Genomic DNA, 14,340 nt, shown 5'->3' with positions numbered 1-14,340 from the left:
ACCACCTGTATCTCATCTTTTTCTTCAGCTTTCTGGCACAGGACAGCAATGAAGCGACTTAAAAATGAAATTAATGCGCTGGTGAATCGGGGTGTCGACAGACATCTCCGACTGGCCGTAACCGGGCTTAGCCGCAGCGGGAAAACGGCATTTATCACCGCGATGGTCAATCAGTTGCTCAATATTCACGCCGGAGCACGCTTACCACTGTTAAGCGCGGTGCGTGAAGAGCGCTTGTTGGGGGTAAAACGTATTCCCCAGCGTGATTTTGGTATTCCGCGTTTCACCTACGATGAAGGTCTGGCGCAGTTGTACGGCGATCCTCCCGCCTGGCCGACGCCAACGCGCGGCGTCAGCGAAATTCGCCTGGCATTGCGTTATAAATCGAATGACTCGTTGTTGCGTCATTTCAAGGATACCTCCACGCTATATCTGGAGATTGTCGATTATCCCGGAGAGTGGTTACTCGACCTGCCAATGTTGGCGCAGGATTATTTAAGCTGGTCGCGGCAGATGACGGGCCTACTCAATGGTCAACGTGGCGAATGGTCGGCAAAATGGCGAATGATGTGCGAAGGTCTGGACCCATTAGCGCCTGCCGACGAAAACCGACTGGCGGATATTGCCACCGCGTGGACCGATTATCTCCATCATTGCAAACAGCAGGGGCTGCACTTTATTCAGCCAGGTCGCTTTGTTTTGCCGGGAGATATGGCGGGAGCGCCAGCGCTGCAGTTTTTCCCATGGCCGGATGTTGATGCCTGGGGCGAGTCAAAACTGGCGCAGGCCGATAAGCATACCAATGCCGGGATGCTGCGCGAGCGCTTTAATTATTACTGCGAGAAAGTGGTGAAAGGGTTCTATAAAAATCACTTTCTGCGTTTTGATCGCCAGATTGTACTGGTGGATTGCCTGCAACCGCTCAACAGTGGGCCGCAAGCGTTTAATGATATGCGCCTGGCGCTGACGCAACTGATGCAAAGTTTCCACTACGGGCAGCGTACGCTTTTCCGGCGCTTGTTTTCACCGGTTATCGACAAGCTATTGTTTGCCGCCACTAAAGCGGACCATGTGACCATCGATCAGCACGCCAATATGGTTTCATTGCTGCAACAACTGATTCAGGACGCCTGGCAAAATGCGGCATTCGAGGGGATCAGCATGGATTGTCTGGGACTGGCTTCGGTTCAGGCAACCACCAGCGGTATTATCGACGTCAACGGCGAGAAAATCCCTGCTCTGCGCGGCAATCGACTCAGCGATGGGGCGCCGCTGACGGTTTATCCCGGTGAAGTTCCTGCCCGTTTACCTGGTCAGGCATTCTGGGATAAACAGGGCTTCCAGTTTGAAGCGTTTCGCCCACAGGTGATGGATGTCGATAAACCGTTGCCGCATATTCGCCTTGATGCCGCGCTGGAATTTTTAATTGGAGATAAATTGCGATGACCGAACCGTTAAAACCACGTATTGATTTCGACGGTCCGCTCGAGGTCGATCAGAATCCTAAATTCAGGGCGCAACAAACTTTTGACGAAAGTCAGGCACAAAATTTTGCTCCGGCAACACGCGATGAAGTGCAGGAAGAAGAAGGGCAAGTTGAAGCGGTAGTAGATGCCGCATTGCGTCCGAAACGCAGTCTGTGGCGCAAAATGGTGATGGGCGGGCTGGCGCTGTTTGGCGCAAGCGTGGTTGGTCAGGGCGTACAGTGGACAATAAATGCCTGGCAAACCCAGGACTGGGTCGCGCTGGGAGGCTGTGCCGCTGGAGCGTTGATTATCGGCGCGGGCGTTGGCTCTGTGGTGACTGAGTGGCGGCGCTTATGGCGCTTGCGTCAGCGTGCGCACGAACGCGACGAAGCGCGCGATTTGTTGCACAGTCATGGCACGGGCAAAGGGCGTGCGTTTTGCGAAAAACTGGCCCAGCAAGCTGGAATTGATCAGTCTCATCCGGCGCTGCAACGCTGGTATGCCTCAATCCACGAAACGCAAAACGATCGTGAAGTGGTCAGTTTGTATGCACACCTGGTCCAGCCGGTGCTGGATGCGCAGGCGCGTCGTGAAATTAGCCGTTCGGCAGCAGAATCAACATTGATGATTGCCGTCAGCCCGTTGGCGCTGGTGGATATGGCGTTTATCGCCTGGCGCAATCTGCGGCTGATTAATCGCATCGCCACGCTGTATGGTATTGAACTGGGGTATTACAGCCGCCTGCGCCTGTTTAAACTGGTATTGCTGAATATTGCTTTCGCAGGCGCCAGCGAGCTGGTGCGTGAAGTGGGAATGGACTGGATGTCGCAGGATTTGGCTGCCCGATTATCGACGCGTGCGGCTCAGGGGATTGGTGCTGGCCTACTGACTGCGCGTCTGGGAATTAAAGCCATGGAACTTTGCCGTCCACTGCCGTGGATTGATGATGATAAACCTCGCCTGGGGGATTTCCGTCGCCAGCTTATTGGACAGGTAAAAGAGACGTTGCAAAAAAGCAAAAAAACAGTCGAAAAATAATACAATCCCGGGTGCTGACCGGATATCTTTACGGCAAAGCGCCCGTTTTTCCGTCTTTGTGTCAATGTTTGTTGACAGAAATCTTCCTGCCATTTGAATAGTGTCATATCATCATATTAATTGTTCTTTTTTCAGGTGAAGGTTCCCATGCGTCTGGAAGTCTTTTGTGAAGACCGACTCGGTCTGACCCGCGAATTACTCGATCTACTGGTGCTACGCGGCATCGATTTGCGCGGTATTGAGATTGATCCCATCGGGCGAATCTACCTCAATTTTGCCGAACTGGAGTTTGACAGTTTTAGTAGTCTGATGGCGGAAATCCGCCGTATTGCAGGCGTTACCGATGTGCGCACGGTGCCGTGGATGCCTTCCGAGCGTGAACATCTGGCGTTGAGTGCATTGCTGGAAGCGTTGCCTGAACCCGTGCTTTCAGTCGATATGAAAAGTAAAGTGGATATGGCGAACCCGGCGAGTTGTCAGCTATTTGGGCAAAAACTCGATCGCCTGCGCAATCATACCGCAGCGCAATTAATTAACGGATTTAATTTTTTACGTTGGCTGGAAAGCGAACCGCAAGATTCCCATAACGAGCATGTCGTGATTAACGGGCAAAATTTCTTGATGGAGATAACGCCAGTTTATCTTCAGGATGAGAATGATCAGCACGTTCTGACCGGTGCGGTGGTCATGCTACGCTCGACGATTCGTATGGGGCGTCAGTTGCAAAATGTAGCCGCGCAGGATGTCAGCGCTTTCAGTCAGATTGTTGCCGTTAGTCCGAAAATGAAGCATGTCGTCGAGCAGGCGCAAAAGCTGGCGATGTTAAGCGCGCCGTTGTTGATCTCAGGTGATACCGGCACAGGCAAAGATCTCTTCGCATATGCCTGTCATCAGGCCAGCCCGCGCGCAGGTAAACCGTATCTGGCACTTAACTGCGCGTCTATACCGGAAGATGCAGTAGAGAGCGAATTGTTTGGTCATGCACCGGAAGGAAAAAAAGGCTTCTTTGAGCAGGCGAATGGTGGTTCGGTATTGCTGGATGAAATTGGTGAGATGTCGCCGCGAATGCAGGCCAAACTGCTGCGTTTTCTTAATGACGGGACTTTCCGCCGGGTCGGCGAAGACCATGAGGTGCATGTCGATGTGCGGGTGATTTGCGCAACGCAGAAAAATCTGGTTGAGCTGGTGCAAAAAGGCGCTTTCCGGGAAGATCTCTATTATCGCCTGAATGTGCTGACGCTGAATTTGCCTCCGCTTCGTGACTGTCCGCAAGATATCATGCCGTTAACCGAATTATTTGTTGCGCGTTTTGCCGATGAGCAAGGATTGCCGCGTCCCAAATTGGCTGCCGATCTGAATACCGTGCTGACGCGTTATGGGTGGCCGGGTAACGTGCGGCAGTTGAAAAATGCAATTTACCGGGCATTGACGCAACTGGATGGCTATGAGCTGCGTCCACAAGACATCTTGCTGCCAGATTATGACGCCACAACGGTGGCTGTGGGTGAAGATGCGATGGAAGGTTCGCTGGATGAAATTACCAGTCGATTTGAACGTTCGGTATTAACTCAGCTTTATCGCAATTATCCCAGCACGCGCAAACTGGCAAAACGTCTGGGCGTTTCACATACCGCGATTGCCAATAAATTGCGGGAATATGGCCTGAGTCAGAAGAAGAACGAAGAGTAAATGCAAAATGCCTGATGGCGTAAGACCATCAGGCATTGTTCTTACGCTTTCAGTACAGCCAGCGCTGCGTCGTAATCCGGCTCGGTGGTGATTTCATTCACTAACTGACTGAAAATCACATTGTCATTTTCATCAATGACGACAACTGCGCGGGCAGCCAGACCTTTCAGCGGACCTTCAGCGATCTCAACACCGTAATTCTGCAGGAATTCAGCGTTACGGAAAGTGGAGAGCGTGATAACGTTATTCAGACCTTCTGCGCCACAGAAGCGAGATTGCGCAAACGGCAGATCGGCAGAAATACATAGCACAACGGTGTTGTCGATTTCTGTCGCTAGCTGGTTAAACTTACGTACTGATGTGGCGCAAACACCGGTATCAATACTCGGGAAAATGTTCAGCACTTTGCGTTTACCCGCAAACTGACCAAGAGTGACGTCAGACAGATCTTTTGCCACGAGAGTAAAAGTCTGCGCTTTACTACCCACTTGTGGGATGGAATTGGCGACTGTAACCGGGTTGCCCTGGAAATGAACGGTTTGTGACATGATTATTTTTCCTGTTTACATATAGTTAACGTCATACCTAGTTTATGCTAACTGTCAATAACACAGCAAACGCTATTTGCGCTTAATCTGCAGACCAGCGCGGCAACAAGGAGTATAGATGAGAACCGTAAAGGTATTTGAGGAAGCCTGGCCGTTACATACCCCGTTTGTTATTGCGCGAGGCAGTCGCAGTGAAGCGAGAGTAGTGGTCGTTGAACTGGATGAAGATGGTGTAAAAGGTACGGGCGAATGTACGCCTTATCCGCGCTATGGGGAGAGCGATGCTTCGGTAATGGCACAAATAACGAGCGTTGTGCCGCAACTGGAAAAAGGTTTATCTCGCGCAGAGTTACAAAAAATTCTGCCTGCCGGCGCGGCGCGTAATGCGCTGGACTGCGCGTTGTGGGATCTCTCGGCCCGTAAACAGCAGCAAACGTTAGCTGAATTTATCGGCATAACGCTTCCCGATAATATTACTACCGCGCAGACGGTGGTTATTGGTACGCCTGAGCAGATGGCCAGCAGTGCAGCGGCACTATGGCGAGCAGGGGCAAAGTTGCTGAAAGTGAAGCTGGATAATCATCTTATCAGCGAGCGAATGGTTGCGATCCGTGCCGCAGTGCCGGATGCAACTTTAATTGTTGACGCTAATGAATCCTGGCGCGCGGAAGGACTGGCGGCACGTTGTCAGTTACTGGCCGATTTAGGCGTCGCGATGCTGGAGCAACCGCTCCCGGCGCAGGACGATGCGGCGCTGGAGAATTTTGTTCATCCGTTACCGATTTGCGCTGATGAAAGTTGCCATACCCGCAGTAACCTGAAGGCGCTGAAAGGGCGTTATGAGATGGTTAATATCAAACTTGATAAAACCGGGGGACTGACGGAAGCGCTGGCGCTGGCGAATGAAGCGCGCGCGCAAGGTTTCAGTTTGATGTTGGGCTGCATGTTATGTACCTCACGCGCTATTCGCGCCGCGCTACCTCTGGTGCCGCAGGTCAGTTTCGCCGATCTCGACGGGCCGACCTGGCTGGCGGTGGATGTAGAACGGGCGCTTCAGTTCACGACCGGAGAATTGCATCTTTAGGATGCCAGCGCAGCAAGTTGGCCATTGCAAAGAGATATTTTTCGCTGGCTTCATCAGAAGAGATGGGTGGGAATTCAGCGGTGATACAATGCAAATTCAGATCTGCACACCAGCTGCCGAATGAACCGGGTGTTTCATAACCGACGCTGGTTACCAATGGTAATTCAAACGCCTGAGCCAGCCATTCGCCTAATTCGCTGTGTCTGGGATCTTCAATACAGGCCAGTGGATCGTGGAAAGAGACCACCCAGGCAGGTTGAATGCGGTGTATGAGTTGGCACAGCGCCTGGGTTTCTGGTTCGGAGCCGGGTTGATCTCCGGTTAGCAATACCACGTCACGTTCGTTAGCGGCGCTGTTCCAGCGGTAGACCGTTTCACCTTCCTTCCAGTTTGCTGCCGGAAAGTTTCTGTTTAAATCCACTCCATTGGCATTAGCCCGTAAACCTAACTGACAGCCGTCAGGATTTATGCAGAGCACCACATGATGACGGCGCAATGAAGGCGTCAATGTGCGTAGCGCGCAGGAGAGGGTGACAACCGAAGAGTTTTCATCACCGTGCGTGCCAGCCAGAATTAAACCACTTTCACTGCTGGCGGCAGATGCTGGAAACCAGAGCAACGGCGCTCCCAATACAGAACGTCCGTAATGCTCGGTACCTGGCGGGAAAGCGCCTCGTTCGGCGCGTGGGCGGGTTACGGTCATAATTGTCTCTGAAAGAAGAAGTATTACAGGCAGTGTTGTGCAAATTTTGCGGATTATCAAATCCTTTTCGATAACGATATGCTATCGATCTTTTATCACTTTTTTGCCGGAAGTTATTTGCATTTCTTTAAGGCGAAACAAATAATTACGCATCAATGTTAACGTCAGTTTGAGGGTATCTTATGAAGCACTCTGTTTCAGTCACGTGTTGTGCGCTGTTAGTCAGCAGCATTTCTCTTTCGTATGCTGCAGATGTTCCGAGCGGCACAGTACTGGCAGAGAAGCAGGAGCTGGTACGTCACATTAAAGATGAGCCAGCGTCATTAGATCCCGCTAAAGCGGTGGGGCTGCCAGAGATTCAGGTTATTCGCGATCTGTTTGAAGGTCTGGTGAATCAGAATGAGAAAGGGGAGATTGTTCCCGGTGTGGCTACGGCGTGGAAAAGTAATGATAACCGCATCTGGACTTTTACTTTGCGCGATAACGCAAAATGGGCTGATGGCACGCCTGTAACGGCACAAGATTTTGTTTATAGCTGGCAGCGTCTGGTTGATCCAAAAACGCTTTCTCCATTTGCCTGGTTTGCTGCACTGGCAGGAATCAACAACGCCCAGGCGATTATTGAGGGTAAAGTTACACCGGACCAGCTTGGCGTTACTGCGGTTGATGCCCATACTCTGAAAATCCAGCTTGATAAACCATTGCCGTGGTTTGTGAATTTAACGGCTAATTTTGCCTTCTTCCCGGTGCAAAAAGCGAATGTTGAAAGCGGGAAAGAGTGGACGAAGCCCGGAAATCTGATCGGTAATGGCGCTTATGTCCTTAAAGAGCGCGTGGTCAATGAAAAGCTGGTCGTCGTACCGAATACCCATTATTGGGATAACGCTAAAACGGTACTGCAAAAAGTCACTTTCCTGCCGATTAATCAGGAATCTGCGGCTACTAAACGTTACCTCGCGGGTGATATTGATATCACCGAATCTTTCCCGAAAAATATGTATCAGAAGCTGTTGAAAGATATTCCGGGGCAGGTTTATACGCCGCCGCAGTTGGGGACTTATTATTATGCGTTTAATACGCAAAAAGGACCGACGGCAGATCAACGCGTCCGTCTGGCATTAAGTATGACCATCGATCGACATCTGATGACGGAAAAAGTGTTGGGCACAGGTGAAAAACCGGCCTGGCATTTCACTCCTGATGTTACCGCTGGATTTACGCCGGAACCTTCGCCGTTTGAACAAATGAGCCAGGAAGAACTGAATGCGCAAGCAAAAACATTGTTGAGTGCCGCGGGTTATGGTCCACAAAAACCTCTGAAGCTGACGCTTTTGTATAATACCTCGGAAAACCATCAGAAAATTGCCATTGCCGTGGCGTCGATGTGGAAAAAGAATCTTGGCGTAGATGTCAAACTGCAAAATCAGGAGTGGAAAACGTATATCGATAGCCGCAATACCGGTAATTTTGATGTTATCCGCGCCTCGTGGGTTGGCGATTATAATGAACCGTCAACTTTCCTGACGCTGCTAACGTCAACGCACTCAGGAAATATTTCACGCTTTAACAACCCGGCTTACGACAAGATACTGACTCAGGCATCGACTGAAAATACTGTGCAGGCGCGTAATGCTGATTACAATGCAGCAGAGAAAATTCTGATGGAGCAGGCACCGATTGCACCGATTTATCAATATACCAATGGTCGGTTAATAAAACCGTGGCTAAAAGGTTATCCGATTAATAATCCAGAAGATGTGGCCTATAGTCGGACAATGTATATTGTGAAGCATTAATGTAGACGAACTGGCGTTATCTTATTGATAACGCCAGCGATGAGCGAATTACCTGGTCTGATCTGGTGGCGTATTATTCTCCATATACAGTGTCTGGCTTGGGAAAGCAAAGTCCGCACCGTGCGACTGTACAATATCGATAATCTTTAAATAGACATCCTGTTGGGCCGCAAGCCATTCGGCCCAGACCGTAGTTTTGGTAAAGCAATAAACCATAATATTCAGCGACGAATCAGCAAACTGGTTGAAATAAATCAGTAAGGTTTGGCGCTGGTCAATGGCAGGATGATTTTTCAGCATTTCGCGAACAGCTTCAACTATTTCTCCTACTTTCGCTGCATCCTGGTAGCGCAAACCAATGGTTGTGGTAATGCGTCGGTTAGTCATTCGCCCAGGGTTTTCTACGCTAATAGACGAGAAAAGCGAGTTTGGCACGTACAGCGGACGATTATCAAATGTCGTGATTTTCGTAATTCGCCAGCCAATTTCCGATACCGTACCTTCGATATTTCTGTCCGGGGAACGGATCCAGTCACCGATGCTAAAGGGACGGTCGAAATAGAGCATAATTCCAGAAAAGAAGTTACTAAGAATATCTTTACCAGCCATACCGACGGCAAGGCCACCAATGCCACCGAAGGTCAGCAACCCGGAAAGACTCATGCCGAAATGTTCACCATAGAGTAGAACAATCACCACGATTATGCAGATCTTGATGATGCGTGACATAATTCGTGCACTGGTGATATCACGGCCTTTCTTTATCTGTTGTTTTTCAAACTGATTAATCAGAAGAAATAACTTAGCTGTCAAAATAAGCGCAATCAGAGATGTGCAGATAAAATCGATAACGCTTGGGGTGATAAATTTGAGCTTATAATTCTCAATAACATAATTAGTGATGCTGCCGACAGCACTGATAATTATGGTGTAGATTAAAAATTGAATCGCATGGAATAAGAATCCTTTCCTTTTGTTATTTCCACTGCGAAACCAAAAGCTCATCAGAATTAATGCTGCGCAGCTACCGAAAATAATGACCAGATTAAGCGCATTATTTGTAAACAGTTCAGCGATCATTGTGTTATCAGGCTCCTCCAGATTATTGACGTCATGCCGGAAACCTCTGGCGGGAGTATTTTACCGCGACAAATCGTTTAGATCATCAATCGTCAGGAAAGGAAGTCGCAGCATTGGCCAGCTCATCAATATATTGGTTGAAAACCCAGCTAAGATGCATGGCTTTCAGGGCAGACAAAAACAGAATGTCATGGTATTGTTGTATGTAAGTAAAAAAATATTTGTTGGTACAAGGATTATATGATGATCATGACGAAACTGAAGTCCGCGAAGGGGAAGAAATTTCTCTTTGGTTTATTGGCAGTTTTCATTATTGCGGCGTCGGTAGTGACTCGCGCAACTATCGGCGGTGTTATTGAACAGTACAATATTCCACTGTCTGAGTGGACGGCTTCAATGTATGTGATCCAGTCATCGATGATTTTTGTTTACAGTCTGGTCTTTACTGTGTTGTTGGCGATCCCGCTGGGAATTTATTTCCTCGGCGGCGATGAAAAGTAAGAAAAAGAAAGGCCCGAATAATCGGGCCCAGGAAGCAATTAATCGTCTTCTTCATCATCCAGTTCGACAGGTGTCTGGTACTGATCGGGTTTAATCACCAACAGGTCACAGCGAAGGTGATCAATTACCTGCTCCGCGGTATTTCCGAGGAACGCCGCTGAAATGCCCGTACGTCCCACGGTGCCAAGAACGACAATCCCTGCCTGTAAATGTTCGGCAAGGTCAGGAATGACTTCTTCTGGCAGACCTTTTTCAACATGCGTCATTTTTTCATCAATGCTGAATTTCTGTCGCAGGGCTTTCATTGCGACTAAATGTTGCCCCCGAATCGCATCGTTATAAACACTTGGGTCAAATTCCGGCAGTTCGATAGCAATATTAATTGGCGTCACCGGGTAGGCGCCAACCAGATGCACTTCGGTATGGTTGACCTGTTCCGCTAATTCGATGGTCTCTTTTACCAGTTTTTCATTGAGTGCATTATGATACGGTTCTTCGCTGGCAAGATTCACCGCAACCAGCGCCTTACCGCCTTCCGGCCATGGTTGATCTTTTACCATCCATACCGGGCTTGGGCATTTGCGTAACAGGTGCCAGTCAGTTGGGGTAAAGATAACCGCTTCCAGGCGGTCATGTTGGTGCGCCATTTTTAGCACCAGATCATGTCCACCGTTGACCACTTCCTGAATGATGGCTTCGAAAGGACGGTTATGCCAGACCACTTTGATTTCAATAGGAACGCCAGCGTTAAGATAATATTTCGCCTGCTCATGGATCCACGCGGTGCGTTGGCTGATAACGCCCTGACGCATAGCGGTACGCTCGTCGGGAGAGAGCAGGGTAGTCATTTCGTATGAGAAATCATAGATCGGCAAAAAGGCTTTAATTTTGCCACCAATCCGTTGATGTAAATAAACAGCTCGCCGTAATGCCGGTTGATCGTCCTGATGAGGATCGATAACAACGAGCATGTTCTGATACATAGCCATACAGGGTCTCCTTACAACAACTGTCAATGCAGTTTGTAATTAAAAGATTAACCCATATCTGGCGAATGAAACAGTGATGAACCTTCTGCCAGATCAATAAATCAGAAAAATTTAATGATATGACAGAAGGATAGTCAATTATGCGGAAAAATCAGGCGACGTTGCGCGTATGACCGGCAAGTTGAGCCAGCGCATCGTTATTTTCGATAGTGATGTATTTACCTTTAACTGCCAGCATACCGCTTTTCTGAAAGCGACCCAGCAGGCGGCTGATGGTTTCCACCGTCAGGCCCAGATAATTACCAATATCGCCACGAGTCATTGTCAGGCGGAATTCACGAGGAGAGAAGCCGCGTTGGGCAAAACGACGGGACAGATTGTAGATAAATGCAGCCAGACGTTCTTCTGCGTTTTTCTTCGACAATAGCAGGATCATATCCTGATCGCCTTTAATTTCACCGCTCATCAAACGCATCATCTGCTGACGCAAATTCGGCATTTTACCGGACAGATCGTCCAGCGTTTCGAATGGGATTTCACATACCATTGACGTTTCAAGCGCCTGGGCAAAGCTCGGATGATGGCCACTGCCAATAGCGTCAAAACCTACCAGATCGCCTGCTAAATGGAAGCCAGTAATTTGCTCATCGCCTTGCTCTGTAATGGTATAACTTTTAATCGTACCGGAGCGGATGGCATAAAGCGATTTAAGTTCATCACCAGCCTTAAATAGCGTCTGGCCTTTCTGAATAGGCTTCTTTCGCTCAATGATATTATCAAGCTGATCAAGCTCATGTTCGTTGAGTGTGAACGGGATGCAAAGCTGGCTGATGCTGCAATCCTGGCAATGGATAGCACAACCGCCAGACTGAATGCGCCGTATAATTCGCTTTTCCGGGATCATAGGTCTGCTCAAGCCGTAATTGATATTTGTCAATTTTAACATCTTTTTAGGGAGCAAGTAAGTCCGGGCAATCCTTAACAGCGGAGAATTCCGATATTAGATGTAAAGTTATTTCTATCTGTTTGAAAAATATTAAATTATTAAGGGTGACTTTACGTGAAAATGTGAACAAGTTGGCACATTTTGTTTAAGGCTTACAGTAACAGATAGCCTTCATGGCGTAATAACCACTCTTTTCGCTGCACGCCGCCTGCATATCCGGTCATGGTGCCATTTCGTCCAATAACCCGGTGGCAGGGTACAACAATACTGATCGGATTAGCGCCATTTGCCGCGCCTACGGCTCGCGCCGCGCCAGGACGACCCAGTTGTTCGGCAAGTTGACCGTAATGCATCACCTGGCCGCAGGGTATTGTGCGCAATGTTTTCCACACTTCCCGTTGAAATGGCGTACCGTTTGTGGCGGTGGGAAGAGAATCAATAATACTAAGATTACCGGCAAAGTAATCACGTAGTTTATCGCTAAGTCCGCCTGGGTTAGTTGCGGAAATACGCTCATAACCTTCTTTGCGATAGTGGATGTCCAGCAACTGCGTCATGCGATCGCTGTATTCCTCCCATTCCACCGCCCGCAGGCGAAACTGTTCATCGCAAATCACCCATAGCGGACCCAGTGGCGTGGCAATTTTTTCTTCAAGTAATTTCAGCATCCGTACCCTCTTAAGATAAACGCGGGTAAATTCCCGAACCAATTGGTAGAACGACAAGATACCACGCCAGCAATATCATCAGCCATACCACTAAAAAAATAAGCGAATAAGATAAGAAACTAACGAATAATAAGTACCCATGTGTTTGACGTTCTCAGCATGTATCAGTCAGGCGGCTTTATATATTGCCCGAAGAAATGGGCTGCGTTCCATTACATGGGCAGGGCGATGTGGTTATCTTCAGAGCCGGAAAACGTATAAAAAATAGAGTCTGTCGACATCCGCCAGACTCTACAGTACACACAGCAGTGCATCCGCGTCTTCATTCCGGCCTTGGTTCCTGTCTGCCGGTGACAGTGTTATAACGGTTTTGCCACTCAGTTGCCAATTTTCTTCAGTGACTGAATTCACGAAAATATAAGTCAATGCGTCCATTAGGTTAATGAATAATCATACCGCATTAATTGGCTGTTGAATTTATCGAGTGAATATCAGAATGGCAGACAATCAATAAAATGATTGCACCCAATTGATGTCACGGGCGGTGTAAACATGGCATGTTCGGATGCCTGCGCTAAGTTAAACCATGTCTAAATTGTTCGATACTGTAACCTGGCCAGGTTAAAATGCACCGCCTGCTGAAATACAAGCAGGTGTCAGATATATGAACAATTCGATAGCCGGATCCCCCGTCTGAACCACGAGGTGTAAAGGTGCACAGGAGGTTACATGAACCTTGACGACAAATCGCTGTTTCTTGACGCCATGGAAGATGTCCAACCACTGAAATGCGCAACTGATGTCCACTGGCATCCAACCGTAACCAACGTGCGCCACAGCGTATTGATACGCTTCAGCTTGATAATTTTCTCACCACTGGATTTCTCGATATCGTCCCGCTCAACCAGCCGCTGGAATTTCGCCGGGAAGGATTGCAACATGGAGTGCTTGATAAGCTACGCAGTGGCAAATATCCGCAACAGGCCAGCCTGAATTTGTTGCGCCAGTCGGTAGAAGAGTGTCGCAAAATGGTGTTCAGTTTTATTCATCAGGCACTGGCGGATGGCTTACGTAATGTACTTATTATTCATGGCAAAGGTCGGGAAGATAAATCACACGCCAATATTGTTCGTAGCTATGTAGCACGCTGGTTGACAGAGCTCGAAGATGTGCAAGCCTATTGTACCGCGCTACAGCATCATGGCGGCAGCGGGGCGTGTTACGTCGCACTGCGTAAAACAGTACAGGCGAAGCTGGACAACTGGGAACGCCACGCGAAGCGTAGTCGATAGGCAGGTGACGTCGCCGCGTGGTTGAGGAGATCAGGCTGCCAGCACGCGGTTGCGTCCATCATTTTTCGCCCGGTACAACGCGTCATCTACGCGCTTAAACAGTTCATCGATGCTTTCATTGCCTTCGTGATGCGCCACGCCAATACTGACGGTAAAGCGCGGTAAGCCAGAAATACTCACTTTTGCCACGCTCAAGCGGATAGCTTCAGCCAACGAAAGCGCGGTATCCAGTGGTGTTCTGGATAATAACAAGACGAACTCCTCACCGCCCCAACGAAACACTAAATCGCTTTTGCGTGCGCAGTTTTTGAGTGTGTGGGCCAGCGTGCATAACACCTCATCACCTTTCTGGTGACCGTAGAGATCATTGATATGTTTAAAGCGATCGGTGTCAATGAGCAACAAACTGTAATCCTGAGCAATCGCTAAATGTTGCATCTGACCTTGTTCGGTAATGTGATAAAACTGTCGTCGGTTAAGTAATCCCGTTAACGCGTCATGATGGGCAGCGTGTTCCAGTTGTTCTTCCAGTCGTTGGTG

Annotated in this window: 13 protein-coding genes and 2 pseudogenes; 7 read left to right on the top strand and 8 right to left on the bottom strand. The window is 48.8% G+C overall.

Annotated features, from left to right (window positions below):
• Window positions 1-48: 48 nt before the first annotated feature.
• The 3 genes from EA14781_RS04975 to tyrR all read left to right on the top strand — a co-directional run bounded on the left by EA14781_RS04975 (window position 49) and on the right by tyrR (window position 4,193).
• Window positions 49-1,446, top strand: a complete 1,398-nt coding sequence (locus EA14781_RS04975; protein WP_000825752.1) for a YcjX family GTP-binding protein — start codon at window positions 49-51, stop codon at window positions 1,444-1,446.
• Window positions 1,443-2,504: a YcjF family protein gene (locus EA14781_RS04970; protein WP_000138737.1), complete on the top strand. Its 1,062-nt coding sequence runs from the start codon at window positions 1,443-1,445 to the stop codon at window positions 2,502-2,504. The genes EA14781_RS04975 and EA14781_RS04970 overlap by 4 nt, the downstream gene beginning before the upstream one ends.
• A gap of 147 nt (window positions 2,505-2,651) precedes the next feature.
• Window positions 2,652-4,193, top strand: coding sequence for a transcriptional regulator TyrR (gene tyrR / locus EA14781_RS04965; RefSeq protein ID WP_002462194.1), 1,542 nt, complete (start codon window positions 2,652-2,654; stop codon window positions 4,191-4,193).
• 41 nt (window positions 4,194-4,234) lie between these two features.
• Here the strand turns inward: tyrR and tpx are convergent, their stop codons facing one another.
• Window positions 4,235-4,741 carry a thiol peroxidase gene (tpx, locus tag EA14781_RS04960; protein ID WP_000084396.1) on the bottom strand — a complete coding sequence of 169 codons (507 nt, stop codon included), beginning with the start codon at window positions 4,739-4,741 and terminating at the stop codon, window positions 4,235-4,237.
• 118 nt (window positions 4,742-4,859) lie between these two features.
• Between tpx and ycjG the strand changes: the two genes are divergently transcribed.
• Complete coding sequence (gene ycjG / locus EA14781_RS04955; RefSeq protein WP_001261207.1) at window positions 4,860-5,825, top strand: L-Ala-D/L-Glu epimerase; 966 nt, start codon at window positions 4,860-4,862, stop codon at window positions 5,823-5,825.
• On the opposite strand, the gene mpaA is transcribed toward ycjG, so the two are convergent.
• Window positions 5,800-6,528: a murein tripeptide amidase MpaA gene (gene mpaA, locus EA14781_RS04950; RefSeq protein WP_000219129.1), complete on the bottom strand. Its 729-nt coding sequence runs from the start codon at window positions 6,526-6,528 to the stop codon at window positions 5,800-5,802. The genes ycjG and mpaA overlap by 26 nt on opposite strands.
• Window positions 6,529-6,710: 182 nt before the next feature.
• Between mpaA and mppA the strand changes: the two genes are divergently transcribed.
• On the top strand, window positions 6,711-8,324 hold the full coding sequence (gene mppA, locus EA14781_RS04945) for a murein tripeptide ABC transporter substrate-binding protein MppA (RefSeq protein ID WP_000682985.1): 1,614 nt from the start codon (window positions 6,711-6,713) through the stop codon (window positions 8,322-8,324).
• A 48-nt stretch (window positions 8,325-8,372) separates the two neighbouring features.
• On the opposite strand, the gene ynaI is transcribed toward mppA, so the two are convergent.
• A complete protein-coding gene (gene ynaI, locus EA14781_RS04940; RefSeq protein WP_000559910.1) occupies window positions 8,373-9,404 on the bottom strand; it encodes a low conductance mechanosensitive channel YnaI in 1,032 nt (343 codons plus the stop codon).
• A 243-nt stretch (window positions 9,405-9,647) separates the two neighbouring features.
• Here ynaI and EA14781_RS04935 point away from each other — a divergent pair, with 243 nt between their 5' ends.
• The gene (locus tag EA14781_RS04935; protein WP_002462192.1) at window positions 9,648-9,905 is read left to right on the top strand and encodes a DUF2534 family protein; all 258 of its coding nucleotides are present in this window, start codon (window positions 9,648-9,650) and stop codon (window positions 9,903-9,905) included.
• A gap of 38 nt (window positions 9,906-9,943) precedes the next feature.
• On the opposite strand, the gene uspE is transcribed toward EA14781_RS04935, so the two are convergent.
• The 4 genes and pseudogenes from uspE to EA14781_RS22725 all read right to left on the bottom strand — a co-directional run.
• Window positions 9,944-10,894, bottom strand: a complete 951-nt coding sequence (uspE, locus tag EA14781_RS04930) for a universal stress protein UspE (RefSeq protein ID WP_001252107.1) — start codon at window positions 10,892-10,894, stop codon at window positions 9,944-9,946.
• Between the two features lie 151 nt (window positions 10,895-11,045).
• Entirely contained in the window at window positions 11,046-11,798 is a 753-nt protein-coding gene (fnr, locus tag EA14781_RS04925; protein WP_000611911.1) for a fumarate/nitrate reduction transcriptional regulator Fnr, read from the bottom strand.
• Between the two features lie 194 nt (window positions 11,799-11,992).
• Window positions 11,993-12,508: a methylated-DNA--[protein]-cysteine S-methyltransferase gene (gene ogt, locus EA14781_RS04920; RefSeq protein WP_000916043.1), complete on the bottom strand. Its 516-nt coding sequence runs from the start codon at window positions 12,506-12,508 to the stop codon at window positions 11,993-11,995.
• Between the two features lie 10 nt (window positions 12,509-12,518).
• A pseudogene (locus tag EA14781_RS22725) lies at window positions 12,519-12,649 on the bottom strand (AbgT family transporter); the annotation flags it as partial.
• Between the two features lie 588 nt (window positions 12,650-13,237).
• Between EA14781_RS22725 and smrA the strand changes: the two are divergent.
• Window positions 13,238-13,800: pseudogene (gene smrA, locus EA14781_RS04915) on the top strand (DNA endonuclease SmrA).
• 30 nt (window positions 13,801-13,830) lie between these two features.
• Here the strand turns inward: smrA and EA14781_RS04910 are convergent.
• Window positions 13,831-14,340 (bottom strand): diguanylate cyclase (locus tag EA14781_RS04910; protein WP_042335427.1); only part of this gene is annotated, 510 nt, incomplete at its 5' end.

Origin of the sequence: Escherichia albertii NBRC 107761 = DSM 17582 (genome assembly GCF_000759775.1) — a bacterium.
Lineage (GTDB): Bacteria > Pseudomonadota > Gammaproteobacteria > Enterobacterales > Enterobacteriaceae > Escherichia > Escherichia albertii.
Note: the sequence above shows the minus strand (reverse complement) of the source record. Positions and strands in the feature narration are given on the sequence as shown.